Origin of the sequence: Klebsiella sp. 54 (assembly GCF_018223875.1) — a bacterium.
Taxonomy (GTDB): domain Bacteria; phylum Pseudomonadota; class Gammaproteobacteria; order Enterobacterales; family Enterobacteriaceae; genus Klebsiella; species Klebsiella quasipneumoniae.
Genome location: NZ_JAGRRA010000005.1, coordinates 145,062 through 171,598, shown reverse-complemented (window position 1 = coordinate 171,598; position 26,537 = coordinate 145,062). Strand labels below are relative to the sequence as shown.

Sequence of the window (26,537 nt, the reverse complement as noted above, 5' to 3'; positions counted from 1 at the left end):
GGTCATCCTTAAAACCGTATGTTTGCATCAACAGTGATGGCGAGGTTGTTTTCACGTTTACCGTCGTAGGGGCGTTTGTCCCAGTTCAGCATCACCCCGGCATCGACGAGGTTGTTCCAGCGCAGACGCTGGCCGTAGCCCAGCGTCGTTATCGCGCCGGCGGCGTGATTTTTTTGCCAGTAGCTGCCGCCGCCGGCGAGCAGCTGCTGACTCCAGACGGTGTCATACCGCTGGTAAAGCGTGTGATCGACGGTCAGCGCTGCGGTGGCCGCGAGGTCGCGGGCCGGACTGTAATACGCGGTGTCAGTGCGGCTATTGGCGCTGGCCGCCAGACCGGGCTGCAGATCCAGCGTTAACCACGGCGTCTGCCAGAGGCGCTCTTTACCAGAGAGGGTGTACTCCTGACGACGGTTGTGGTCGGTAAAGCGGCTGGCGGCCACGCTGACGCGGTACTCCCGGCGCTCGTTTTGATACCATCGCAGCCAGCCTTCGCCGCGGTTGGCGCTGACGCCGTTGCGTAACGCGCGCAGCGGCGTCTGCTGCGAAATCCGCTCCAGTTCGCCGCCCAGCTGCCAGCGATCGTTGACGTCGTGCGCGGCGGAAAGGCGGACGCCGGGCTTATTCTCGCCGTGAAAATTGACGCTGGAGAGTTCAAGTTCTCCCCAGGCGTCGCGCGGGCGCCATTCAATACCGGCGAACAGCTGGCGACGGCTGCCTTTCCCCTCTTCAAAATTGCCTTTGGCAAAGCGGTGGCCGCCAAACAACCGCCAGCTGTCGGCTATCGGCGGGCTGTAGATCGCCGTCTCAAAACTGAGGTCGTGGGTACCGCTCACCGGGTTGTCGGAATGCAGCCCTTTGCCGACGCTCAGGCGCAGCTCGGAGAAATGATGGATTTCGCGGGCTTTGGCCAGGCGTTGGGTATTCAGATCCCGTGGCGAGCGGGCGATAACGTCGTCGGTCAGCAGATCCATCTGCCGCCACTCCTGCAGATCGAGAGCGACCCAGGCCTGCTGGCGCTCCAGCTGCAGGCTGGCGGGCTCCAGGGTTTCCGCCGCTTTCAACTGGCGTTCGGCAGCCCGCGGCAGCCCTCTGTCCTGCAGCACGGCGGCATAGTCGATCTGCAGCCCCTGGTTGCCGGGGGCCGTCGCCGCCAGGCGCTGCATGCGGGCTTCGGCCTGCGGCAGGGCGTTGGTGGCGGAAAGATAGTGCACGTTAAGCGTCTGCGCGGTGAGCCAGTCGTCGTTCGGCTGGGGCGTCGGCGAGCCGTAGAGATGACGGATGTAGGGCGCATTCCGGGTGAGGCGGGCGACATACCGTTGCGCTGCCGGATACTGACCTGTGTCCAGCAGGGCGTAGAAAAGCTCATGTTCTTCATTCTGTTGGCTCGTCAACCACGAGGGATGCTGATGAATGAGCGTCAACGCAGGCTCAATCTGCTTAAGGGCGATATAAGAGGAGATGACCCAGCCGATGGCCCAGTCGGGAACCACCTGCTGCTGCGCGAGCAGGCTTTGGTATTCGCGGATGATCTGCGCGTAGTCTGCGTTGGCGTACAGCGCGCCCAGACGGTCAATGCGCGCCCGGGTGATGTCCGGGGCGGCCTGCGGATCGGGACGCCAGGCGGCGATCATCGCGTCGTATTGCGCCAGTGCCGTGCGGGCCAGCGCGTAACGCGCATTTTCTTCACGGGAAGGCGTATCGGCAAGGCGCACCAGCTCGGCGGCGGCGTTCAGCTGCAGGTTGCGCTTTTCCGCGGGCGTCAGTTCGACGCTATTCGCGAGGCCGAGGGCGGGGGAGTCGATCCGGTTGCGGGTCAGGGTCGCCATCAGGCTGGCCAGCGCGGCTTTGTTCTGCGGTTCGCGATCGAGGATCTGCGTGTCCACCAGCAGCTGGTCCCAGCTTTTGCCAAGCCGCAGGTAGACATAAGAGAGGGTCTGCAGGTGAGCCACGCTCGCCTGCTCCGCCACCAGGCGACGCGCTTCGCTGAGCGCCTCGCCGTCCTTGCGGGCATCGGCCAGCGTCTTGATATAGCCGATACGATAGTCGTCACTGTCAGGGGACTGGCTGAGAGCCTGCTGCCAGAGGAGGAGCGAGGCTTGCCACTGTTTCTGGTTGCGCAAAGCCTGCGCGGCGGCGGCGGTGCCCCGTGCGGGAAGCGGCATATAGACCTGATAGCGTCGCCAGATTTTCACGACCTCATCGTCCTGGCCGGCCCAGAGGGCTACCTGCAGCCAGTCGGCTACCTGAGAAGGGGTTAACGCATGCCGTAGCTGGTACTGCTGAAGATATGAGAGAAAGGGGGCGTACTGGCCCTGACGCGCTTGCAGGATCTGCTGGTCATAGAGCGAGTCCGCTCCCTGAACCAGCGTCGGGAAGAGCAAAAGCACGCCGATTGATAGCGAGAGTTTCGTGTTGCGATTAAACAATAACGTATTTGAATAAGGTGATCTTTCCATTTCTATTTGCCATATGTTCATCAAGAATCCATTGCACAACACGACCGTCCTTTGACGGTGAGTGAAAGGATGAGGCTGGTCCCATTTAGCTGACTGGCACTGCGGGTGAATGACTTATTGCAAACTAATAAACCTATCTCCTGTGGATAATTGAATGGATAATTTATACCCGATACCGCGGCGGATAAATATGGTTAAATGACGAGCTGAGTTTTAAGATAAATCTGTAAAAATGGTTTAATTCGAATCGCCATGTTGAAGTCAATGTCTTTAACTTACTGAAATAAATAAAAAATGAAGCTGGCTGGAATTTTGTTTCAAATTTTCCTGGTGGCTTATATTGCTGTGAGGGGAAAGGTTTTATATGGATATTTAAGATGATTTCTGACAAAAATTCTTAATAGCAAAAAAAGCATCTTTTCTGTGGGATTTTTTTATTTATAATTAATCCGTTTATTTTATGTCCGAACCCAGGGAGGTTTTTCACAGCCAGATTCAGATGCCGCGCTAATGATAAATCACAGATCTCGTTATTTTTACCGCCATGCGGAGCGATCCACAGGGGCAAGGATAATGTCTGGTTGACGAGAATTTGTTGATTAAATGTTAAAGGGACGACTTGTGGCAAATTCAATGATATTAGTTACCCAGGATCACTATCTTTTTCAAGGTGTTAAGAATTTCTTCCCTGATATCATTCAGTTAGATTCTAGCGGAAAAGCGATTTTAGATAATGAGGTTGATGAACTCTCTCTGCTGGTTGATAGCCGTTCGCCGCTTTGTCATTACGATTATCTGGTGATGGAGGCGGCACAATCCAGAAAGCGAATATGCTGTATTGTCCTCGATATGCGCCATCGGGAAGAGCATTTACTCAGCCTGAAATCGTTTTTAAACATGTCATTATCACCCGCCGATATGGCGACCTTATTTGGGCTTTTCCTGGAGATGAAGAGTAATCGGCTGACCAAAGAGTGGTTCGACAATCTGCGCTTAAGTATGACAGAGCAGCTGATGCTGCGTTTTCTTGGGGCGGGGATGACAATGGAGGAGGTGGCGTTGAATCTTAATACTTCGCTAAAAAGCCTTTACCGCAAGCGGACCGCGCTTTATGAACGACTGGGGTTAGATAATTTTAATGAAGCCTGCTTATTTATCTTCAAAAATAAACTGCTGGACCAGTCCGGTCGATCGCCATGAGGGCTGGTTGTACAGGAAATGGGTGATATCGCAAGGTATGTAATGATGGAAATGTAATAAATTAAATAGATATTGATAGGTACAACCGTCGATACCGGTCGGTATCCAGGGGGGCGCCCGGCATATAATTCCGGAGCTCTTTGGAAGTAATTACCGCCATGGCGGTTTGCTATGCACAGCGATTATTATAATGAATATATTCCTTGCGCCGCAGAGGAATAGTTTTGTCATAAATTAACTTTACCATGGTATTCCGGCTCACGCGTCGGAATACCATGAGATATCGTGAAAGCATCAGAGGAGCGAGGTGGATGAGAATAAGGGACAGTATTGCGGAGCGGTTAGAAGCCTGCGGGCTCTACCGTCGGGCGGCATCCAGATGGATTGAGGTGATGCAGCGTTGTCTGGACGATGAGGACCGAGAGTGGATCCGTCACCATCGCAATCAGTGTCTGAAAAAGGCGCAACGTCCGCCGGCGCCGAAAGAGGAGTTTGCCGATCTCCACCAGGCGGCTAAAGAGACGCAATATCGCATGGGCATTGCTAAGCCTTATGGCGAAGCGTTCAGACTACCCGGCAAAGGAAAAACCGCCGCCGAATAATACCTTTCTTTATTGCGTTTGCCTGACGGCCTGCGTTTGCGCAGGCGTTTCATTGTCCGTAGGCCCACGCAAGCGCAGCGCCGCCTGGCGATATACATCAGATGCCGTACCCGCGGTTGTGCCGGATGGCGGCATAAATGCCTTATCCGGCCTACGGGTCCTCCCGCAGGCTCAAACAGCGTAGGCCCACGCAAGCACAGCGCCTGGCGATATACATCAGATGCCGTACCCGCGATTGTGCCGGATGGCGGCATAAATGCCTTATCTGGCCTACGGGTCCTCCCGCAGGCTCAAACAGCGTAGGCCCGCGCAAGCGCAGCGCCGCCGGGCAGGGATCATAGAGTGGAGTTCGATGAAAAAGTCCGGATGTAGAAAAGCAAAAACCCGCCTTGTGGGCGGGTTCTTTAAATAGTGGTGCCCGTACTCGGACTAACGCCGCAGGCGTTGAACAGCGCGCGTGTCGCGCTGGCCCCGAAGGGGTGAGCCGCTGTGCGGCGAATAATCGAACGCAGTTCGATGAAGAGTCCGGCTACAGAAAAGCAAAAACCCAGCCATAGGCTGGGTTCTCTGAATAAGTGGTGCCCGGACTCGGAATCGAACCAAGGACACGGGGATTTTCAATCCCCTGCTCTACCGACTGAGCTATCCGGGCAACGGGGCGCATTAAACCGTAATCCGCCCACCCCGTCAACCAAATTTCTTAAATTACTTGTCGATTGCTTATCTTTGCGGCAATTCCGCGTTCAAAGGCGCATTTTGACTCAATATCACTGCATGCCGTTATCGCCTTGACGGCTTTTCCAGCCGCTGGTGACGGAGATAACGTGACGCAACCCGGAAATCAGGTAATCACCAATCACCTCTTCATCTTCCCGCGGCGAGCTCAGCGTGATTTCCGCATCCACGCCGTGACGATAGGCGCCATGATGGCTGAAAATGGTGCCGATATAACATTTTCCGTTCAGCCACACCGGAATATAGGCCACCGTCTCATAGATATAGTTGACGGCAACGCCGCTGTAGTAGTTGTCCGCCTCGTCGGCGGAGGTGCCGGGCGGAATGGGGCAGATCGGCGCATCGTTGTCGCTGGCGGGCTTATCTTTCAGCAGGTTGCCCTGCATAACCTCCAGCGAGCGCAGCAGATCCGCTTTATCGCCGTCGCTCAGGCTGGGGGTCAGCGGTTGGTCTTTCTCCGGGGAGCGGATGCTGTTCAGCGTATAGCGATAGCGAACCGTCACCGCGGGCGTCTGGCTGGCGGTGCTGAACGGGCGCAGCAGGTAGAGATTATCTTCGCCAAACTGGCCGTTGTACCACAGGGCATACACCTGGCCGTTGATTTTGACCCAGTGGTTCCACTGGTTAGCCCCGCGGCCATTGATCGAAAAGAGGGCGCCGGGCACCCCGGCATCGAAATCATCGCCGTTATCACTGTCGCTATCGTTGACGGCGGCAAAATTATCCTCGCCGCGCCGGAGCACCCCGGTGTAGCTGAAGAGCCCGGTGCCGCCCACGTAGCTGTCGATGATCAGATCGCGTTTGCCGTCGCCGTCGAGGTCGATAAGCGTAAAGCTGACTTTGCCGTTTTCTGAATCTGCGCTAATTGCGGAGCGCAGAAACGCCTGCCACTCGTCATCGCTGATATCCGGGGACGGTTTGCTGGTCGTCACCAGGCTGTCATCGGCGTAAGTGAGCGTGAAGTCGGTAATATGGCCGGTTAACGGAAACTGCTCGGCGACCCGGTTCAGCGCCAGTTCCGGATCGCTTTTTTGCGCCTTCAGCACCGCGTTATACAGCGTTCGCAGGGCCAGGTTATCCGCCTCTTTCTGCTGCTTCGGGATCACCTGGCTGACAAAGGTCGGCAGCATCCAGGTACCGCCCGGGGTGATTTCCCGGCACATACCGGTGCTGTACTTCAGGCTGGGAACGAAGGTCTTACCCTCCCAGACCCGCGTCTCGCCGGTTACGCAGTCGGCCATGCCCCGCTCTTTATGCAGGAAGACCAGCGTGCCGTTGGCGTAGCTGGAGGCCTCGGTAGTGAGCAGCCGCGGTTTGCTCAACTGGGCGTTATCGACCAGCCACAGGGCATAGCCATCGTTATAGGGCGCTCGCCAGCAGAGCGCCTGCGCCAGCGAATGGGTTTTATCCAGCGCGGTGAGGGTAATCTGGCGCTCTGCCGCCGGAATGGCCGGGTTCTGCCAGTCTTCACAGCGCTGATTCAGCAGCGGCGTCAGGGAGGGCAATAGCTTCTGGCGCTGGAGCATGTTTAGCGGTACAGGCTGCGCGTTGTGGATCACCGGCGCGGCGATGATTTCCGGGGCGGGGGCGGCGGGCAAAATGGCGTCGTCGCCCGCATCGCTTTTATCCAGCAGCGCATCGGCGGTGCCGGTTCGTCGCTGAAACGCATCCATTTTACGCAGCACTTCGCGGCTGCCAGCGCTGGAAAGCAGCATGTGCTGGCCGTTAAGGGCGAATTCGATTTTACGCTGGTTCGCCAGGGCCTGCAGCACGGCGGATGTCTGATCGCTGTCCAGACGGAAGTGGCTGTCATCCACGGCATCCAGCGAGCCGAGGTCCCGGTCGTCGATCAGCAGGCTGGCGGTGGAGTCGGCGGGGATATCGTGTTCGATCTGCGCGAAGGTGACCGTGGCGGTGGGATGCTGTTCGCTGCCCGCGTTGCGGGTCAACAGCACGCTAACCTCGCCCATGCGGTCGCCGTAACCCGCCGCCCGGCAGGTGCCGGTGTTATCGCAGGCGAGCTCCCAGTCTTTTTGCGCAAAGGAAAAACCTTGCAGGGGAGCCGCCAGCAGGGGCGTAGAACACAGCCCCAGCCAGACAGCCCAGAAGAACGCGCGCATATCAATCCCTGTCAGCAATCAGTGAGGGGGAAATTATAGGCGCGACATGGCGGTTAGGATATCAGAATCAGGTTAATGCCCCGCCCATACGGCACTGGGCGAAGCGCAGAATATCTTCTGCCAGCCGCCGCGCCGTATCGACATCCGTCTGGCTACGTTTGATCAGCAGACGGCTCAGACAGCCCTCGACAATCAGCTCCATCTGCTTGGCGACCATTTCCGGATCATCCACCTCCAGCTGGGTCAGCAGCTCATGGGTGTAGGCCAGCGAAGCCTGCTTCTGCTGTTCCGCCAGCTGGTGAATCGGGTGCTGGGCATCCGGATAGAAGGTGCAGGCGGCGATAAACAAACAGCCGGGGTAACGCTGATTGCTGACGCAGGTGGTGAGTGCGCTATAGCGTGCTAGCAGCTTTTGCTCTGCGCTTAAGGTGTCGTCCAGCAGCAGCTGACGGCGCCAGGCATCCACCTGTTGGCTCAGATAGCGAAGCGCGTCATACAGCAGCGCTTCACGATCGGGCCAGAAGCGTTTCAGGTCGCTCGTCGGACAGGACACGCGCTCAGCGACCATCTCCAGCGACGTGTTGGCGATACCTTCAATTTCAAGAATTTTAATGGCTTCTGCCAGGACGTCTTCACGCAGCACGGTGTTCTCCTCCATCTTTCCTCCTAAAGTGTCGCTCACGCTTGCCAATCGCGCAAATGGGCGCTGAATGCCGCAGCATCCATAAAACCGGTGACTCGCCGGTCGGGCTGTTCCTGACCCTGCGCGTTGAAGAACAGGATCGTCGGCAGACCGAGCACCTGCAGGCGCTTCAGCAGCGCGGCGTCTTGCGGACTGTTCTTCGTCACATCAACCTGTAATAACACGACGCCTTTCAGCGCCTGCTGCACGTCAGGTGAGCTAAAGGTGTATTTTTCAAACTCTTTGCAGGCCACGCACCAGTCGGCGTAGAGATCGAGCATCACCGGCTGACCTTTTGCCTGCGCCAGCGCCCGGTCAAGCTCGGCCACCGAGCTGACGCGGGTGAAGGCCAGGTGCGCCTGCTGCTCGAGCGCCGGGGCGCCAAACGCCCAGTCCTGCAGGGGACGGGCGCTGACCAGCGCGGCGGCAAGAAGAATGATTTGCACCAGCCGCATCCACGGCCGGGTGGCGCCCAGCGAGGTGATAAACGCCCAGCTGAAGAAGGCGATACCGAGCATTGACCACAGACGTAATCCCCACTGGTCGCCGAGTATGCGCTCCAGCAGGAAAACGGGCAGAGCCAGGATCACGAACCCGAAGGCGGTCTTCACATGGCCCATCCATGGCCCGCTCTTCGGCAGCAGACGGTTGCCAAACACGGTGACGAGGATCAACGGCAGGCCCATGCCCAGCGCGTAGAGGTACAACGTGCCGCCGCCCAGCCACAGATTACCGCTCTGGGCGATATATAACAGGATGGCGCTCAGCGGCGCGGTGGTGCAGGGGGAGCAGATCAGCCCGGCAATAGCGCCCATCGCAAAGACTCCGCCGGGCGATCCGCCCTGGCGTTTATTGCTGAGCAGCGCCAGCCGCGTCTGCAGCGAGGAGGGCAGCTGCAGCGTAAACAGGCCGAACATGGAGAGGGCCAACAGTATAAACACCGCCGACAGACCCACCAGCACATACGGGTGCTGCAGGGCCGCCTGGAACTGCAGCCCGGCGGCGGCCACCACCAGCCCCAGCGCGGTGTAGGTTAAGGCCATCCCCTGGACATAAATAAAGGCCAGCAGCAGGGCGCGCGCGGTGGAAAGCCGCTGTTTGCCGCCCAGCACGATGCCGGAAATCAGCGGGTACATCGGCAGCACGCAGGGGGTGAAGGCGATACCAATGCCTATCAGCAGCGCCCACAGGGCGGTGAAAGGCAGGCGGGCGGGGGCGTCAGCTGGCGGCGCAGAGGCAGGCGCAGGTGAAGTGGCGATCTCCGGGGACGGACGCGGCTCAACCGGCAGCGGCGGGTTGAACACCGGACGACTGCTCGGCGGCGGCGCAGGGTCAATGGTGGACGCCTGGCCATCTGCCGAAGCCGCCAGCACGGCGCTCAGCGGGATCACTTTGGTCTCCGGCGGATAACAGAATCCGGCATCGGCGCAGCCCTGCCAGGTGACGGTGAGAGTGGCGTCTTTGTCCGCCTGCTTCACCGTGACCGGAACGGTCAGGCGCTGGCGAAAGATCTCGCTTTTGCCGTAAAACTCATCCTCGTGCCACTCGCCCGCCGGCAGTGCCGGTTCGTCGAGAGTCGCCCCGGCGGCGCGGAAGGTAAACTGTTGACGATAAAGATAATAACCATCCTTGATTTGCCAGCTCAGGTTGAGGTCATGCTGTTGCTGCTGAAAGTCAAAGGCGAAGGCCTGGTCAGCAGGCACGAAGTTCGAGCGCCCCGGTGCGTCGAATAACCCGGCGGTGGCTGACGCGCTGCACAGCAGCAGGATCAGCGTAATGATGCGGTAAGCCATGAGAGGTAATCGTTGTCTCCATACGTGACGGGCAGAACCAGCAGTTCAGGGGTTTGATACGGGTGGTGAGACTTCAGGCAGTCCAGCAGCGCCTGCTGATGGGCAAGATCGGTTTTGAGCAGCATCTGAACTTCATACTCCTGCTCCAGCTTCCCTTCCCAGTAATAGAGCGAGGTGGCCCCCGGCAGGAGCGTGGCGCAGGCGGCCAGCTTTTCCGCCAGCGCTTTCGCCGCCAGATCCTGGGCGGTTGCTTCATCCGGCGCGGTACAGAGCACAACAACAGCATCAGGCGTAGTCATCATGAACCTCGTATCAGCGAAAAGAGGCACTATAGCATGCAAGATGCGGGGATATTAGCGTCACGAGCGGGGAATGGGAGGGAAACGGGCAGCGGGCCCGCGCGGGGCCCGCTGCCGACGGCATTTACAGCATAATCCCGCCGAAGATGAAACCCAGGATCACGCACAGGGTGATAGCGATAACGCCGGGGATCAGGAAGGCGTGGTTAAAGACATATTTACCAATGCGGGTTGAGCCGGTGTCGTCCATCTCCACCGCCGCCAGCAGGGTCGGGTAGGTGGGCAGGACGAACAGCGCCGAGACCGCGGCAAAGGAGGCAATCGCCGTCAGCGGGCTGACGCCCAGCAGCAGCGCGGCGGGCATCAGCGCTTTGGTGGTGGCCGCCTGCGAGTAGAGCAGCGTGGCGGCGAAGAACAGCACCACCGCCAGCAGCCACGGGTAGTTTTGCAGCAAGTCGCCGGCCACGGCCTGGATGTCGCTGATATGCGCTTTAACGAAGGTATCCCCCAGCCAGGCGACGCCGAGCACGCAGACGCAAGCGCTCATCCCGGACTTAAAGGTACTGGCATTGAGCACTTCGCCGGTGTCGATTTTGCAGGTGATGCTGATCAGGGTGGCGATGGTCAGCATAAACACCACGATCGCCTCGTTACGCGGTAGTACAGGGTTTTTGATCAGGCCGACGGTATCGCTGATGGCCGTAGCGTAGAACATCACCGCCACGATGCCGATCAGAAACAGCAGAACGGAACGTTTGGCGTGCGGCTTCAGTTCAAATACCTGGCTGCCGCGTAGACTGACTTCACCCTTGGCCAGCCGCTCCTGGTAAACAGGATCGTCTTTCAGCTCGCAGCCGAGGAAGTTGCAGACGATAGCGGTGAGCATTACCGCCAGCAGGGTGACCGGAATACAGATGGCCAACAGCATCAGGTAGCTAACGCCCAGCGGCTCCAGGATCCCGGCAAAGAACACCACCGCGGCGGAGATAGGCGAAGCGGTGATCGCTATCTGGGAGGCCACCACCGCAATCGACAGCGGACGGGACGGACGGATGCCTTGCTCTTTGGCCACTTCGGTGATCACCGGCAGCGTGGAGAAGGCGGTATGGCCAGTGCCGGCGAGCACGGTCATAAACCAGGTCACCAGCGGGGCAAGGAAGGTAATATATTTCGGGTGGCGACGCAGCATCCGTTCGGCGAGGCTGACGAGGTAATCCATCCCGCCTGCGACCTGCATGGCGGCGATAGCGGCAATCACCGCCATAATGATTTCAATAACGTCGAAGGGGATCGCACCCGGTTTAATTTGAAAAATAAGCGTCAGGACAAGGACGCCAAGGCCACCAGCAAAGCCGATACCGATGCCGCCGAGCCGGGCGCCGAGATAAATCGCCAGCAGGACAATAACCAGTTCTGCACCAAACATATATGCCTTCCTTGTTTTTTAACAAGTTGATATTGGATTGTTGTATTTTAGTAAAACTAAAAAGCAAAAAGGCATGTCATCGCTGACATGCCTTTGAATGACTATCCGGAAAGATTACTGTTCGCTTTCATCGGTATAACGCTTCGCTTTATAAGCAGGATGCATCAGGTTTTGCGCGGAGAAAATGTCATCCAGCTCCGCCGCCGTCAGCAGCCCACGCTCCAGCACCACTTCCCGCACGCTCTTCCCGGTTTCGGCGCAGATCTTGCCGACGATATCGCCATTGTGGTGGCCGATAAACGGGTTGAGGTAAGTAACGATACCGATGGAGTTATAGACGTAACCTTCGCACACCGCTTTGTTGGCGGTAATGCCGTTGACGCATTTCTCCAGCAGGTTGTAGCAGGCGTTGGTCAGAATATGGATAGATTCGAACATCGCCTGGCCGATCACTGGCTCCATTACGTTCAGCTGCAGCTGCCCGGCTTCGGAGGCCATGGTTACTGTGGTGTCGTTGCCGATCACTTTAAAGCAGACCTGGTTGACCACCTCCGGCACCACAGGGTTAACCTTCGCCGGCATAATAGAAGAACCAGCCTGCAGCTCAGGCAGGTTAATTTCGTTGAGGCCCGCGCGCGGTCCGGAAGAGAGCAGGCGCAGGTCGTTACAGATCTTGGACAGTTTCACCGCCAGGCGTTTCAGCGAGCTGTGGACCATGACGTACGCCCCGCAGTCCGAGGTGGCTTCAATCAAGTCTTCCGCCGGAACGACCGGGAGGTTGCTCACTTCCGCCAGCTTCTGTACCGCCAGCTGTTGATAACCGTCCGGGGTGTTGAGGCGGGTGCCGATGGCGGTTGCGCCAAGGTTCACCTCCAGCAGCAGCTCCGCGGTGCGCAGAATGCTTTTGGTCTCTTCATTGAGCAGCACATTGAAGGCATGGAACTCCTGGCCGAGGGTCATCGGCACCGCGTCCTGCAGCTGAGTGCGGCCCATCTTGAGGATGTCCTGGAATTCTACGGCTTTCGCCTGGAAACCTTCGCCCAGTTGCTTAATCGCATCGATTAGTTTGAGGATGGAGGCATACACCGCGATGCGGAACCCGGTCGGGTAGGCATCGTTGGTGGACTGACATTTGTTAACGTGATCGTTTGGGTTCAGATACTGGTATTCACCTTTCTGGTGACCCATCAGCTCGAGGCCGATGTTCGCCAGGACTTCGTTGGTGTTCATGTTTACGGAAGTGCCGGCCCCGCCCTGGAAGACATCGACCGGGAACTGGTCCATGCATTTGCCGTTATTCAGGATTTCGTCACAGGCGGCGATAATCGCATTTGCCGCGCTTTTGGGAATGGTCTGCAGCTCCTTGTTTGCCAGCGCCGCGGCTTTCTTCACCATTACCATGCCGCGCACGAATTCTGGTATGTCGCTGATTTTGCTGTTGCTAATGTAGAAGTTTTCAATCGCTCGCAGAGTATGAACGCCGTAGTAAGCGTCCGCGGGAACTTCCCTGGTGCCCAACAGATCTTCTTCGATACGAATGTTGTTTAACATGTGAACCTTCTTTTCAAGCTGCCAATGAATTCACCAAATACACAGAATATCCAGTATTCAGTATATTTTCTGGCCGACGATTATTTCCTTAACCGGCCCGGTGCCCAAGATCATATGCTGATGATAGCGAATATCAGTAAGCTTGATCACTTATTACATCGCGGGTGTGAGAAGATTTATTAATCTGTGAAATGGGTCACCGCTTTCCTATTCCTGGAAAAAATAAGCATTTCCGCTGATTGAAAAGCCGCTCAGCATCCCCATCTTAGTGGGATGCAATCAGCAAATTGATAACTACGGGGGCCGAACTCGGTGCCTGTCGATGAAGGAGACGCCGGTGCGTTGGATTCCGTTTATTGCCTTTTTTCTTTACGTGTACATTGAGATATCGATCTTTATCCAGGTCGCGCACGTGCTGGGCGTCTTTATGACGCTGATCCTGGTGATCTTTAGCTCGGTGGTGGGGATGTCGCTGGTGCGTAACCAGGGCTTCAAAAACTTCCTGCTGATGCAGCAGAAGATGGCCGCGGGCGAGAGCCCGGCGGCGGAGATGATCAAAAGCGTCTCGCTCATTATCGCTGGCCTGCTGCTGTTGATCCCGGGGTTCTTTACCGATTTCCTCGGCCTGCTGCTGCTTTTGCCCCCGGTGCAGAAGCACCTGACGATGAAGCTGATGCCGCATTTGCGCTTCAGCCGGATGCCGGGCGGCGGCTTCAGCGCCGGGACTGGCGGTGGAGAGACCTTCGAAGGGGAATTCCAGCGCAAGGACGAACAGCGCGACCGTCTGGACCATAAGGACGATCGCCGCGATTAACTTTTATCGGCCCGGTCAGCAGACGCGACCGGGCCGCTTTCTTATTGCGCCTATACGCTGCCTGTCGCCAGCTTGCGTCTCGGTAAAAACAACCACAGCGCCGCCAGCATCACCAGCGCGTACAAACTCTTCCAGCCGACCATCGCCAGCAGCAGCAGACAGAGAATGCTGCCCACCGCCGCCAGCAGCTGATAGCGCCCGCGCAGCAAACGACAGCCCGCCAGCATGCACAGCAGATAGATCATGATGAAAATGCCGTTGGCATAGACGATCAGCGCGTCCAGATTGATATCGAGAAAATAGATACACAAGGTGCTGACCACGCAGGAGCCCAGCACGGCGTTGAGGGCGTTGCGCGGGATCTGCCGCGGCGACAGCCTCGCGAGGTAGCTCTGCGGCTTATGCTGCGCCTGCGACCAGACCAGGCGGGCGAAGCTCTGAATATAGATGTTAAGGCTGGCGAAACAGGCGAGATAGCCGATGACGCAGGCCACCCACAGCGCTTCGACGCCGAACAGGCGGACCACGATATTCGGTAAAGACGCGGCCGCCGCCATCTCCTCGCCAAACGCGTGGAAGTGCAACACCAGCACGGTACAGGCCCAGTAGACCGAGCCGGCAAGCAGCAGGCCTATCATCAGCGCGCGGGGAAAATCGCGCTCGGGATGTTTAAACTCCGAGGCGAGATGGGCAAAGGCTTCCAGCCCGACAAAGCACCAGAACATCACCGACAGCGCGGAGAAGAGCTGGCCGCGGTCGATCGCCGCCGGGGCGGGGAAGGGGATTTGCGCCGGGCTTATTCCGCCGCGCCACCAGACGGCGACGATCAGCGCGACAATCAGCACGGCAACCAGGGTCTGCAGGTTGGCGCTGGAGCTGGCGCCGCGTGAACCGACCCACCAGACGATAGCCAGGGTACCTAGCTCCGCCAGCAACAGCTGCGCATCATGCCAGCCGAACAGCGCCTGGCCGAAGCCAGTGGCGATGTGCAGCGCGGCGGGGAGCCCGACCGGGATAACCGATAAAAATAACCAGCCGGTGACGCTAGCCAGACGTGGGCCAAAGGCCATATCGACAAAGTGGGCCACGCCGCCCGCGCTGGGGAAATGGCGGCCCAGCAGGGCGAAGACGATGGCAATCGGAAAAACAAGGAGGATGAGCAACGGCCATGCCCACAGGCTGTTATCGCCAGCGACCAGCGCCGCAAGCGCCGGGACGGCGAAAACGCCAGTGCCCAGCAGTGAGGTGGAAAGCAACCCGACTCCCTGTCCCAGCCCTAACTCCTGTTTTAAACCACTCATGATTCCATCCTGCGCCAGTAAAAAGAAAGAGAGTATCACAATCGCTTTTCCTTATGACCGGTTGCCCGGTGACGCCGCTTTTTGCGTGCCAGCGCAAAGGTAAAAATTTTTTTTTAATTTTGCCCTTGAAGCCGGAAATGGCCATCCCCATCTCTCTCTGCACTAGCCGGTAAACCGCGTTCGGCCCGGCGTCACCCATAACTGATAATGACTTTCTCGAAGGAGAGCTATCAATGAGTATTCGTCCGTTACATGATCGTGTGATCGTCAAACGTAAAGAAGTTGAAACCAAATCTGCGGGCGGCATCGTTCTGACCGGTTCTGCAGCAGCTAAGTCAACGCGTGGCGAAATCATCGCTGTCGGTAAAGGCCGCATCCTGGAAAACGGGACCGTGCAGCCGCTGGACGTTAAAGTTGGTGACATCGTGATTTTCAACGATGGCTACGGCGTGAAGACTGAAAAGATCGACAACGAAGAAGTACTGATCATGTCCGAAAGCGACATCCTGGCAATTGTTGAAGCTTAATTCGCACGACCCTGAACGAATTTGAGGAATATAAGAAATGGCAGCAAAAGACGTAAAATTCGGTAACGACGCTCGTGTAAAAATGCTGCGCGGCGTAAACGTACTGGCAGATGCAGTTAAAGTGACCTTGGGCCCGAAAGGCCGTAACGTGGTTCTGGACAAATCCTTCGGCGCGCCGACCATCACCAAAGATGGCGTTTCCGTTGCTCGTGAAATCGAACTGGAAGACAAGTTTGAAAACATGGGCGCGCAGATGGTGAAAGAAGTTGCCTCTAAAGCGAACGACGCGGCAGGCGACGGTACCACCACCGCAACCGTACTGGCGCAGGCCATTGTGAACGAAGGCCTGAAAGCTGTTGCTGCAGGCATGAACCCGATGGATCTGAAACGCGGTATCGATAAAGCGGTACTGGCTGCAGTAGAAGAGCTGAAAGCGCTGTCTGTTCCGTGCTCTGACTCCAAAGCTATCGCTCAGGTAGGTACCATCTCCGCTAACTCTGACGAAACCGTAGGTAAACTGATCGCGGAAGCGATGGACAAAGTCGGTAAAGAAGGCGTGATCACCGTTGAAGACGGTACTGGCCTGGAAGACGAACTGGACGTGGTTGAAGGTATGCAGTTCGACCGTGGCTACCTGTCCCCGTACTTCATCAACAAGCCGGACACCGGCGCCGTTGAGCTGGAAAGCCCGTTCATCCTGCTGGCTGACAAAAAAATCTCCAACATCCGCGAAATGCTGCCGGTTCTGGAAGCTGTAGCGAAAGCGGGCAAACCGCTGGTTATCATCGCTGAAGACGTTGAAGGCGAAGCGCTGGCGACCCTGGTGGTTAACACCATGCGCGGCATCGTTAAAGTGGCTGCGGTGAAAGCGCCGGGCTTCGGCGACCGTCGTAAAGCCATGCTGCAGGATATCGCTACTCTGACCGGAGGTACCGTTATCTCTGAAGAGATCGGTATGGAGCTGGAAAAAGCAACTCTGGAAGACCTGGGCCAGGCGAAACGCGTGGTTATCAATAAAGACACCACCACCATCATCGATGGCGTTGGCGAAGAGTCCGCAATCCAGGGCCGTGTTGCTCAGATCCGTAAGCAGATCGAAGAAGCAACCTCCGACTATGACCGTGAAAAACTGCAGGAACGTGTCGCTAAACTGGCTGGCGGCGTGGCAGTAATCAAAGTCGGTGCAGCTACCGAAGTTGAAATGAAAGAGAAAAAAGCACGCGTCGACGACGCCCTGCACGCAACCCGTGCTGCGGTTGAAGAAGGCGTGGTGGCTGGCGGCGGCGTAGCGCTGGTTCGCGTTGCTGCGAAACTCGCTGGCCTGACCGGTCAGAACGAAGATCAGAACGTCGGTATCAAAGTTGCGCTGCGCGCAATGGAAGCGCCGCTGCGTCAGATCGTGTCCAACGCCGGTGAAGAGCCGTCTGTTGTCGCGAACAACGTGAAAGCAGGCGACGGTAACTACGGTTACAACGCGGCAACTGAAGAATACGGCAACATGATCGACTTCGGTATCCTGGACCCAACCAAAGTAACCCGTTCTGCACTGCAGTACGCGGCTTCCGTGGCTGGCCTAATGATCACCACCGAGTGCATGGTGACCGACCTGCCGAAAGGCGACGCGCCTGATTTAGGTGCTGCTGGCGGCATGGGCGGCATGGGCGGTATGGGCGGCATGATGTAATCGTGCGCTATACAGCATAAAAAAGCAGAAACCCCTGGCCAGCAATGGCTGGGGGTTTTTCTTTTGGTGCGCTTTTTAGTATAAGGCTTATACATAAAATCATTTAAGCTGTATCAGAGCGGCAAGCACCTTCGTATCGGAAGCGACTGACAAGCGCGACCGGGTAAGGAATGAAAGCGGCTCATGCCGACGCAGTTTGAAGGATGACAGGTTTACATCCGGGCCAGTGCGTCCAGCTCATCGATCATGGGGAATAACATGCAGGTAAAATATTTAGCAGGGATTGCCGGCGCAGCCTTACTGTTAGCAGGTTGCAGTTCCAGCAATGAATTAACCTCTGCCGGCCAGAATGTGCGTTTTGTACAGGAGAAGCCGGGCGCAGAGTGTCAGCTGTTAGGGACCGCGACGGGTAAACAGAGTAACTGGCTCTCCGGCCAGAATGGCGATGAGGGTGGCTCCATGCGCGGTGCGGCTAACGCCCTGCGTAACCAGGCGGCAGCCATGGGCGGCAACGTGATTTATGGCGTCAGCAGCCCGACGCAAAATCTGTTGTCGAGCTTTGTGCCCACCGACAGCGAGATGAACGGCCAGGTATATAAGTGCCCGAACTGATGCGCGATGCCTCTCTCTGCGAGCGTAGAGAGAGGCGTGACCGGTAGAAGAGGGTCAGGCGTTAAGCTCCGCTTTCTTCTCCAGATAGAAGGCATGCAGGGGACGCAGACACTCTTCCAGGCTGAGCATTCTTCCTGGCTGGGAAGGAATAATGGTACTGAAGATTTGGCATGGCGCCAGCGCCGTGTGCATCGCCTTAAGCTTGGGGCTTTTCTCAATAAGGCGTACTACCACGCTGTTTTCCATTTCAGATAAATGTGGCGCACTGGTTTTTACCACCGCTCCGGAGACAATTTTCTTGCCTTCGTCCGTCTCGCAGCAATAGAGCACGCCCAGATAATGGGAAAACAGGTTTAGCTTCCATTCTTCCTGGGGATACTGCTGGTAATCAATATTCGGCTGAGTAGTTAAGTCGACGCTGTAGCACATTAAAAAATCCATATTTGAACTTAAATACTGGATAAGTTCCTGATCGCCGACTGTTTTTAATGCCTGTTGAATACCGATTATCAGGGCTTCAACCTGTCGGTCATCAATAGTTAACGTCTTAATTTGCTCATCCTGAAATACCAGGATCAGCGTTGACTGCGTTTCGCCAGGTTTAAGCGTAATAGACATTATACGCCGCTCAGGAGAAGGCTGTTGTATTTCAGCCATTTCTACCGTGGGGATATGGGTTACGAGTGTTTCGTTATAAGCGATAATCTCATCTTTGTAAGCCTCGCCTTTATTTTCAAGTCGCTGAAAAATTAAGGCCATTCTACTTTGCAATATCAGAAGCAGGTCGGATAATACGGGTGCCTGAAGATAGAAAATCTCACAGGTATCATTCGCTTTCTTGACCTTAAGTAACAGCGCCAGGAAACGCTCTTCAAAAGTAATTCCTGCAGTATTAAAACCAATAAACGTTCCTTGCATAATCTTCTCCTTTATTAAGCGGTAGCCATCGACTTCGATTGTGAGAGGTCAATAACGCGATCGGCTGATGCAATGGTTGATGGCCGGTGCGCGACAATAATTCGGGTGATACTTAACGCTGAAATCGACTGATTGATGACCGACTCATTTCTGAGATCCAGGTGACTAGTTGCCTCATCCATAAACAGAATACTCGGTTTACGGTACAAAGCACGAGCGATCAGGATACGCTGCTTTTGACCGCCGGAAATGCCCAGCCCCAGTTCGCCGACAATGGTTTCGTATCCCATCGCCATCTTCATGATTTCATCATGGATGTTGCAATGTTTGGCACATTCCATTACGAATTCCAAATCGGGGTTATCATCAAAACCACTGATATTATCGATAAGTGAACCTGAAAAGAGACGATCCTCCTGAAGTACGCAGGCGATACCGAGACGATAGTTATTTAAACCAATTTTTTGAATCTCCAGATTATCCGCCAGTATTTCGCCGGAGTCAGGTGAAAGCAAACCGCACATGACTTTCAACAGCGTGGTTTTACCAACGCCAGATGGGCCAATTAGCGCGACAGACTCGCCTGGGGCAACCGTTATATTCAGATTGGTAAAAATGGGTTGTGAAAAAGGATCGTATTGATAACTCAGGTTCCTGACTTCAAGTTTCACGCCGGTGTTTGCTGTAAACACACGTCGGGATGGAAGTTCTTTTTCCGGTTCGCTAAAGGCGATTTCAGATAGACGTTCATTATGAAGCGAGAGCATACGAAGCTGCATCACCAAATCAATGAGATTCGATGCACGTTGAGAAAACTGGCCTCGATAAGCATTAAATGCCATAAACATACCGAGCGTCATCTCATTATCAATTACCATAATGGCACCCAACCACAGTACCACCACCTGATCGATAGAGGTGATAAAGGTATTAATCCCACCAAACATCATATCAAAGCGAGTTTGCTTAATACCTGCGTTACTGGCATCAACGTTAAGATTCAGCCAATGCTGCGAGCGACGTTCTTTTAAATTTAATGCTTTGATCGTGGAAATGCCATAAAGTGATTCCATAAAGTGAGAGTTAGCACGCGCCCCTTTAACGACCTGCTCTTCCGTTACGCGCCGATAAAAACTATAGGTAGCGAAGCGCATAATCGCATAGCAGACGGTAAAGCCAATGACGACCCAGACTAACCAGCCGCCATATAATGTCAGCATGACTAACAAACCGATCGTCATTATCGAATCGATGATGCCAGTGACGATACTGTTGGTAAAAATTGAACGAATGGTATCCAGAGACGAGAAACGAGACTGGATATCACCTAAGTGTCTTTTCTCGAAAAAAGATAATGGCAAACTTGCCAAGTGATCGAATAGCGTTGTTTTCCATTGAATGTTTGTCAATGTATTCAACGTTAACGACGTCCATGCTCGGAGCATGCTAATAAACGTGCGGAATAGCGTAAAAAATATTAAACCAATACAAATAACAGAGAGTAAACTTTCATCGTGCGCCATAATGACATGGTCAGTTACTAACTGTGTACCAATAGGCAACAGGAGGCCAATCGCTTCTACCACAACAGAGAAAGCAAAGATCTTAATCAGCGCCGATTTTAAACCAACAATTTTATGCATTAAATCCAGGAGTCGTAAACGGGATTTCGCCTCCTCTTGTTGGAAGTTATGGTCAGGCCAGAGTTCAAGCGCAACGCCGGTAAAATTATTTGACATCTCACTGATGCCAATGATTCGTTTACCCAGCGCGGGATCGTGAATCACAAATCTGTTTTTCTTTACTTTTGTAAGGACTACATAGTGGTTCATTCCCCAGTGGATGATGCAGGGAAGCTTAAGCTGTTTTATTTCATCGAGGTCGAGCGCTAGCGCACGGTTTTTTAAACCAGCCTGCTCGGCTGTTTTGCTTAGAGACAGCAGTGAGGAGCCCTGTGAGGGGCTACCGAATCGTTGACGAAAATTAAATAAATCGATATTTAACCCATAATAACCACAGACCATCGCCAGACAGGCAACTCCACATTCCGATGATTCTGACTGTAGAATAACAGGCGTTTTGTTAACCAGAGAAAAATTTAGTTTTGCAACAATGGTTTTGAACAATTCGTTAGTCATGGATTGGCCCAGTAATGCTTTGAGTTATCTTATACACAGGGGTAAACATCCACATATAAAGTGGGCGCTCTTCGAGAAATACAACGGCTTGAGCCTTCAGTCCATTCGAAAGCGAAAGCGTTTTACCATTGTAATTAAAGGTTTTGTTTTCAATTTTGACAATGGTTTTATAGAGTGCCAGTTCCTGCTGGTTCGTTCCATTATTAACATTAGTGTATTCAGACAGTTCCTGTCGGGATGTCGGGACCGAAGATATTGAAAGTATTTTCCCCGGGAATTGCCCAAATTTATCGGATGGGAAAGCATCATAGCGGATGTTAATGACATCACCCGGTTTGACATAAGGTATGCTATTATTAGGTAACCATAAAATAAGATAATATTCTATATCACCAGTGGGTTTGATTTGTGCTAAACTGCTGCCTTTGTCGACCATTTGTCCTTTTGTTACAGCCAGCGATTCAATGCGTCCTTCTGTGGTTGCTTTAATAATGACATTACCATTGGCATTTGATTCAACCAACTGGTTTTTGTAATCATTAATCTGGTTATCCTGAGATGATATTTGGTTGTCAAAATCTGCCGTTTTTGTGATTTTATCGCTATTTAACTGGGTTACCTGGGATTCCAGTTGCATTTTCTGACTGACCAAAGACTGATAGGTGCTCTGTTGTTGAAAGTATAATGAATGCTGATAGTTATACTGATCTTTAGTGATAAGGCCATCACGAAGATATTTATCGTAACTGGAAAGATTATCATGCATTTTCTTTAAACCAGTCTGCGCATTAACCAGCATGCGGTTAGTTTCTTTTAACGAATCATTGATGGTTTTTAGCTGTTTATCTAAAGATAATCGGGTTTCTTCTTTATTATGAGAAAGTTTGGTGATGATATCTTCAGCGTTCGCAATCTTTTCATTAATGACTTCTATTTGCGCCGTACTGACGTTGCCTGTTGTTGTATTTCGGGAGATGTCAATTTCATATAAAGACTGTCCTTTGGCGACAAGGTCACCGACTTTTGCATATTGGGAAATAACAAACCCTTGCTGTGGCGCATAAACATTGACAGAATGAGGTAAAGTAATAACTTCCCCGCGAACATCAATGCGTTGGGTAAAGGTACAAAATATTGTGGTGGTTATTAGAATGGCTAAAAAGGCAAAAGAAAGTAATGCAATAAGCCATGCCGGAAGCCCTGCTAGCAGCAACGCCTTTCCTTTCCAGTGATGCTTTTTGTATTCGATCGCTTCCTTGCGATAGATTTTTCTTAACATAATTATCACTTACATAATGAAATGAAAAGGCCCGATATTTCAGGCCCTATTTACTTAGTAAAGAATGTCAACAAAACGTTGAGCAAACAGCTGAGGCGTAAATTAATTGCTCCAGAAGTTTAATGTGCCATCATAAACGGCATCCATTACACCTGTTGCATAATGCAGCGTCATATCCCAGCCAACGATACCCGCAGCAATACCAAAGCAGACGCCACCGAGAATAACCCCGGCAATCATTCCTACACCCTGGCCAATCGAGCCGATACCAAAGATACCGCCGCTTACGCCGCCCCAACGTCCAGCGTAACCTGTACCAAAAATCGCCCCCAGAGAGGCGCCCAGAGCGATGGCGCCTACTTCTTTAGCAGCCCAGGTCATAATATCGGTAAGAGTATCAGTCAGCGCGCCGCCAGAAATCTCTTCCATTTCAAATACAGTTAATTGATGCATGATTAGTCCTTTAACTAAAATTAAAATTATATGTTCATTCCAGACCGGAAGTTGGTCCGCAGAGAAGATAGTCGTTGCTGTAGTATGAATCAACTCAACTTAATGTGAATTTCTGATGAAATTTAAAATTTATGCTCGATTAATTCTCAATACTTTTAGCTTCACGACTTAGCAATTCATTTTAGAATGTGAAATCACTCTGTTATTATTGATGTGCTCCCGATGATGTCGCCTTATTTTTACACATTTACATATTACAGTGCATTTGGTTATTCACAAGGGAATAAAAAAGGTGGATATCATTATCCACCTTTTATGCGATTGTAATTTCCTTTATTCTTCCTGAATAACCACCTCAAGCATCGCTTTTACATGCCCGGCCGAGACTTCAGCGCTGTTGTCGCTCATTCGGTAATAATCGGCGGTAAAGTTAATTTTTTGCGATGCTTGAGCGCTGGCAATACTGTAGGTCTCTGCGTCATAAAATATAACGGGACTATTGTCTTTTTTGAAGATAATGCCAACGTTGCTTGCTGCTCCGCCTCCTGTTAGCAGATTATCGATGATGCCATTCCCCGCAGGACTGGTGCCACTAACTGGGTTAAACCAATAGTAAAGTTTATTACCAATTGAACCCGCTGGGCATGAAACGTCCATTGTGATAGTTTTCTGTGATGGGGTTGTGCCACCCCGAGGGATTGACATTAATGTATTTTTTTCAATTGTATTTAAGGTGATTTGGCTCGGTCCAGACACAGAAATATCACAGGAGGTCGCCTTATAAGAAATACTCTTGAATTTCAGAGACGCAGTCATTAACAGACGATCTGACGCCCTGGGGTTGGTGCTTAAGTTACCCGCTGAGAATTTAAATACCGGATTGGTACTGACGCCGGATGTATCAATGACAGGTTTTGTTTTTATTAACCATACTGTCATAAATCTGTAGTCATCATTCGACTTTAAAATTGGCACAATCGTAGATTGTGCCACTGCGGGTTTAATTGAACCATGCTTGCTGTCCAGAATATCTGAAAACTGAAAACCAATACCATCAATCCCCGTTTCATAGACCGGTTTTCCCATTATACCCGTGACACCAGAGACCTCGGGTGCGGATGAGGTAATGATATACTGATCACCCATTATCTTGCTGCATTCAAAGGTTTTATAGTGTCCGGTACCAACTTTTTTGGTATACAAAACTGTACCAACGGGTATTGTTGGATCCGTTGCGATTTTAGGACTTAAGTTAAATACTGCTTGCCCATCGGAACCATCATAATCGCATTTGGCAGCTGCTTCACAACAACATAATAATATAGATAGAAAAATCAGTGTTTTTCTCATTCTTTATTGTCCTTGGTCAATATTAGCGACAAATTGTTTCGATTTGACTGATGCCAGCCGCTTTGCCTTCCCTGGCCGGTAAAGTAAAGGAAGCATTGCACTGCTGCGCCGCGCTTTTGCCCCATTGCACGTTAAGTATTCCGGTTTGCTGCAGGCCGGACATATAGACCATCCCGGCGTCGCTGACGATGCCTGGCTGTGCCTGGCTGCTCCCGGCGAGTAACACCATCGCACCATAAGGTACGTCCTGGCCGCTGGCCGTTTTCAGATGGACAAATGCGCGCTGGCCGATATTACCGGCATAATTGGCCCGCACGATGGCGCCGCGTGTCGGAACGACGCTCTGCGTGGTTTCCGGAAGCTCCATATCTTCGCCAAGCGAAGTACTATCGAGGGTGATATCGGTGCGACGATAAGGCGTGACATAAGGTACGATGGCGTAACCACGATAGTCGGTGGTGATGGTGTTATCGTTGGCCAGCTTGACGTTATCCAAACCTGGGGCCTTAACCAGTACGGCGGCATCGGTGATGTCCTGACCAAGCGTGACCCCATCGGCATGAGCGACAATGCTGCCGTTGGCGCCATAGTCTATACGCTCGCTACCGCGATCGTAGCTGTAACCGGCATTGACGCTGCCGCGAGCACCGTTATAGGTTGCGCGCATATCGCCGCTGTAGTATTCCCGGTTGCTGTATCCTTGCTGCAGGCTCCACTCCAGGCTGTCGTTATCCAGCGCGTTACCACCGATGGAGACCGACTGATCGGTAGACCCCGGATTACTGTTGGTTAACTGATAACTGGTATAGGTGCCCGGTAGCCAGTTGCTCAGCGGCAGCGTGACGGTCAGCGAGATACGCTGATCGTCCTGGGCGTCTTTCCCGGAGTTATTCCCGCTCCAGGTATAGCGGTTATAGCTGTACCCGAGGTAATAGTTTACATTGCGGAAGCCACCGTTGTACCCCACGCTGATCGACTTGTTGGTGCGCTTATCGTCCCAGTAATCTTCAATCAATCCACTGATAGACAGACTGCCGAGGCCTTTACCCAGGCTTTGATTCAGCGTCAGATTGGTGCGGTTGCGCAGCGAGCGAGGAGTATACTTGCCATCATTAGAATAGCTATCTAACACTTCAGAGAGGGTATTAAATCCGCGGGTGGAATAGCGGTAGCCAGCGATAGTCACGTTTGTACCGGTTTCGATAATATTTTTCCCGTAACGGACACGCCATGACTGCCCAGAGGTCTTTTCGTCGTCTTTCATTTTTGACCAGGCCTGGGTGACGTCTGCCGAGGCGGCGCCAAGCTCGCCGAGGTTATAGCCGAGGCCTGTTGACAGGGCCTGATAGCGCGATGCGGCCTGCACCCCGCCATAAAGCGTCAGGCTGCTGGAGACACCGTAGGTCGCGGTAGCTTGCGTAAAGGGCGTTTCATCGACCCCGCCGTCGTAAGGACGATATTTACCAGACGTAATTTCATATTCCAGCTGATCTTCACGGACCATCACCGGCAGCGTAGCGAACGGTACGACGAACTCCTGCTTAGAACCGTCGGACTCTTCCACGGTGACGTAAAGGTCGCCGCTACCGCCGCTCGGGTACATATCGGTGATTTCAAACGCGCCAGGCGCCACGTAGGTCTGGTATACCTGGTAGCCGTTTTGTTTAATGAAGACACGGGCGTTGGTTTTGGCGATACCACGGATAATCGGCGCATAGCCGCGCATACTTTCGGGCAACATTGATGTATCGGTGGCCAGTTGAATACCGGTAAACGGTACACTGTCAAAGATGCCTGAGAGTGACGAGCTCTCACCCATCACCAGGTTACTGTTGATGGGACGAATGCTGCGCTGCATGTAGAGATAGGCTGAGTCCCAATCACCCGCATCGCCGTTGTTTTTATTCCAGGTGCTGAGGTTACGGATACGCCATGGGCCAACGTTGAGGCCAGACTGCAGGTTCAGGCTGTAGTATTCGTCATTGGCCTGCATGTCGTTTGAGCCGCTGAACTGATAGTTCACCAGCAGGGCGTTGATGCCGTCATCAAACTGATCCGGTGGAATATATCCCTGCGCGGTGGTAGATAGTGCCGCCTGCGGAATGGATATATTCAAGCGCTGGACGGTAAAGTCAAAATCCGCTTTGGTATCCGGGATGACTGAAAGATTGGCGCAGCCGTTTTTATCCTCGACCAGTTCGGGAAAGGCTTTAACCCGTACGCCATACTCTGCCAATGTTTTCAGGCTCAAACAGGGCACCAGGGCGGGCTCTCGATTATTCCCAGTGGCACGGCTATTCGCAACAAACTTCATTGTCCTGGTATCCAGATAGCGACCATTAAACATGATATCTACCCGATAATCCCCTGGCGCCTGTGCGTTCTGCGTCTGGAAAATAGATAAGTCGGGAGTGGTTGATGGATCGCTACCATTCAATGAGCTAATGAATGAGGGATCGAAAAAGTCACGTGCTTGCGCTTTATTATTCAAACCAGAAAGCAATGCCGGAAGCATTGCGAGGAAGACCGCGGATAGTTTGAATAATCCATTATTCTTATTTGGCATAGACACATCCCTATAATGATAAAATAAAATT

The 26,537-nt window shown here is 53.5% G+C and carries 20 protein-coding genes and 1 tRNA gene; 6 read left to right on the top strand and 15 right to left on the bottom strand.

Annotation, left to right across the window (positions count from 1 at the left end):
* Positions 1 to 8 precede the first annotated feature (8 nt).
* Positions 9 to 2,456, bottom strand: a complete 2,448-nt coding sequence (gene pgaA, locus KHQ24_RS14165; protein WP_074195326.1) for a poly-beta-1,6 N-acetyl-D-glucosamine export porin PgaA — start codon at positions 2,454 to 2,456, stop codon at positions 9 to 11.
* A gap of 633 nt (positions 2,457 to 3,089) precedes the next feature.
* Here pgaA and KHQ24_RS14160 point away from each other — a divergent pair.
* Both KHQ24_RS14160 and KHQ24_RS14155 read left to right on the top strand, forming a co-directional pair.
* Complete coding sequence (locus tag KHQ24_RS14160; protein ID WP_004206400.1) at positions 3,090 to 3,656, top strand: helix-turn-helix transcriptional regulator; 567 nt, start codon at positions 3,090 to 3,092, stop codon at positions 3,654 to 3,656.
* A 245-nt stretch (positions 3,657 to 3,901) separates the two neighbouring features.
* The gene (locus KHQ24_RS14155) at positions 3,902 to 4,258 is read left to right on the top strand and encodes a PerC family transcriptional regulator (RefSeq protein WP_305953346.1); all 357 of its coding nucleotides are present in this window, start codon (positions 3,902 to 3,904) and stop codon (positions 4,256 to 4,258) included.
* 576 nt (positions 4,259 to 4,834) lie between these two features.
* Here the strand turns inward: KHQ24_RS14155 and KHQ24_RS14150 are convergent.
* The 7 genes from KHQ24_RS14150 to aspA all read right to left on the bottom strand — a co-directional run bounded on the left by KHQ24_RS14150 (position 4,835) and on the right by aspA (position 12,864).
* Positions 4,835 to 4,910: transfer RNA gene (locus tag KHQ24_RS14150), tRNA-Phe, on the bottom strand.
* A 115-nt stretch (positions 4,911 to 5,025) separates the two neighbouring features.
* Positions 5,026 to 7,113, bottom strand: a complete 2,088-nt coding sequence (locus KHQ24_RS14145; RefSeq protein WP_211777329.1) for a DUF1176 domain-containing protein — start codon at positions 7,111 to 7,113, stop codon at positions 5,026 to 5,028.
* 67 nt (positions 7,114 to 7,180) lie between these two features.
* Positions 7,181 to 7,756 carry a transcriptional regulator gene (locus KHQ24_RS14140; RefSeq protein ID WP_032426201.1) on the bottom strand — a complete coding sequence of 192 codons (576 nt, stop codon included), beginning with the start codon at positions 7,754 to 7,756 and terminating at the stop codon, positions 7,181 to 7,183.
* A 35-nt stretch (positions 7,757 to 7,791) separates the two neighbouring features.
* Entirely contained in the window at positions 7,792 to 9,588 is a 1,797-nt protein-coding gene (locus KHQ24_RS14135) for a protein-disulfide reductase DsbD (RefSeq protein ID WP_048322721.1), read from the bottom strand.
* On the bottom strand, positions 9,564 to 9,887 hold the full coding sequence (gene cutA / locus KHQ24_RS14130; RefSeq protein WP_004206404.1) for a divalent cation tolerance protein CutA: 324 nt from the start codon (positions 9,885 to 9,887) through the stop codon (positions 9,564 to 9,566). Before cutA ends, KHQ24_RS14135 begins: the two co-directional genes overlap by 25 nt.
* Before the next feature lie 124 nt (positions 9,888 to 10,011).
* Complete coding sequence (locus KHQ24_RS14125; RefSeq protein WP_017900073.1) at positions 10,012 to 11,313, bottom strand: anaerobic C4-dicarboxylate transporter; 1,302 nt, start codon at positions 11,311 to 11,313, stop codon at positions 10,012 to 10,014.
* Positions 11,314 to 11,427: 114 nt separating this feature from the next.
* A complete protein-coding gene (gene aspA / locus KHQ24_RS14120) occupies positions 11,428 to 12,864 on the bottom strand; it encodes an aspartate ammonia-lyase (protein WP_162263652.1) in 1,437 nt (478 codons plus the stop codon).
* A 337-nt stretch (positions 12,865 to 13,201) separates the two neighbouring features.
* On the opposite strand from aspA, the gene KHQ24_RS14115 reads away from it, so the two are divergent.
* Positions 13,202 to 13,678 (top strand): FxsA family protein, encoded by a 477-nt coding sequence (locus tag KHQ24_RS14115; protein WP_004206407.1) that lies wholly within the window; start codon positions 13,202 to 13,204, stop codon positions 13,676 to 13,678.
* 50 nt (positions 13,679 to 13,728) lie between these two features.
* Here KHQ24_RS14115 and yjeH read toward each other — a convergent pair whose 3' ends face one another.
* Positions 13,729 to 14,979, bottom strand: coding sequence for an L-methionine/branched-chain amino acid transporter (gene yjeH, locus KHQ24_RS14110; RefSeq protein ID WP_211777328.1), 1,251 nt, complete (start codon positions 14,977 to 14,979; stop codon positions 13,729 to 13,731).
* 233 nt (positions 14,980 to 15,212) lie between these two features.
* Here yjeH and KHQ24_RS14105 point away from each other — a divergent pair, with 233 nt between their 5' ends.
* The 3 genes from KHQ24_RS14105 to KHQ24_RS14095 all read left to right on the top strand — a co-directional run bounded on the left by KHQ24_RS14105 (position 15,213) and on the right by KHQ24_RS14095 (position 17,802).
* Positions 15,213 to 15,506 carry a co-chaperone GroES gene (locus KHQ24_RS14105; protein ID WP_004152420.1) on the top strand — a complete coding sequence of 98 codons (294 nt, stop codon included), beginning with the start codon at positions 15,213 to 15,215 and terminating at the stop codon, positions 15,504 to 15,506.
* Positions 15,507 to 15,543: 37 nt separating this feature from the next.
* A complete protein-coding gene (groL, locus tag KHQ24_RS14100) occupies positions 15,544 to 17,190 on the top strand; it encodes a chaperonin GroEL (protein ID WP_002885441.1) in 1,647 nt (548 codons plus the stop codon).
* Between the two features lie 258 nt (positions 17,191 to 17,448).
* Positions 17,449 to 17,802, top strand: coding sequence for a DUF4156 domain-containing protein (locus KHQ24_RS14095; RefSeq protein WP_004206410.1), 354 nt, complete (start codon positions 17,449 to 17,451; stop codon positions 17,800 to 17,802).
* 54 nt (positions 17,803 to 17,856) lie between these two features.
* Here KHQ24_RS14095 and yjeJ read toward each other — a convergent pair whose 3' ends face one another.
* The 6 genes from yjeJ to KHQ24_RS14065 form a co-directional block, all read right to left on the bottom strand.
* Positions 17,857 to 18,720: a YjeJ family protein gene (gene yjeJ / locus KHQ24_RS14090; protein WP_044525175.1), complete on the bottom strand. Its 864-nt coding sequence runs from the start codon at positions 18,718 to 18,720 to the stop codon at positions 17,857 to 17,859.
* A 14-nt stretch (positions 18,721 to 18,734) separates the two neighbouring features.
* Complete coding sequence (locus tag KHQ24_RS14085) at positions 18,735 to 20,858, bottom strand: peptidase domain-containing ABC transporter (protein ID WP_080841771.1); 2,124 nt, start codon at positions 20,856 to 20,858, stop codon at positions 18,735 to 18,737.
* Entirely contained in the window at positions 20,851 to 22,137 is a 1,287-nt protein-coding gene (locus tag KHQ24_RS14080) for an HlyD family secretion protein (RefSeq protein ID WP_211777327.1), read from the bottom strand. The genes KHQ24_RS14085 and KHQ24_RS14080 overlap by 8 nt, the downstream gene beginning before the upstream one ends.
* Positions 22,138 to 22,239: 102 nt before the next feature.
* Positions 22,240 to 22,590: a hypothetical protein gene (locus KHQ24_RS14075; protein ID WP_043519271.1), complete on the bottom strand. Its 351-nt coding sequence runs from the start codon at positions 22,588 to 22,590 to the stop codon at positions 22,240 to 22,242.
* A gap of 333 nt (positions 22,591 to 22,923) precedes the next feature.
* Positions 22,924 to 23,940 carry a fimbrial protein gene (locus KHQ24_RS14070; protein WP_080841772.1) on the bottom strand — a complete coding sequence of 339 codons (1,017 nt, stop codon included), beginning with the start codon at positions 23,938 to 23,940 and terminating at the stop codon, positions 22,924 to 22,926.
* A gap of 22 nt (positions 23,941 to 23,962) precedes the next feature.
* The gene (locus tag KHQ24_RS14065) at positions 23,963 to 26,506 is read right to left on the bottom strand and encodes a fimbria/pilus outer membrane usher protein (protein WP_023291699.1); all 2,544 of its coding nucleotides are present in this window, start codon (positions 26,504 to 26,506) and stop codon (positions 23,963 to 23,965) included.
* Positions 26,507 to 26,537: the final 31 nt, after the last annotated feature.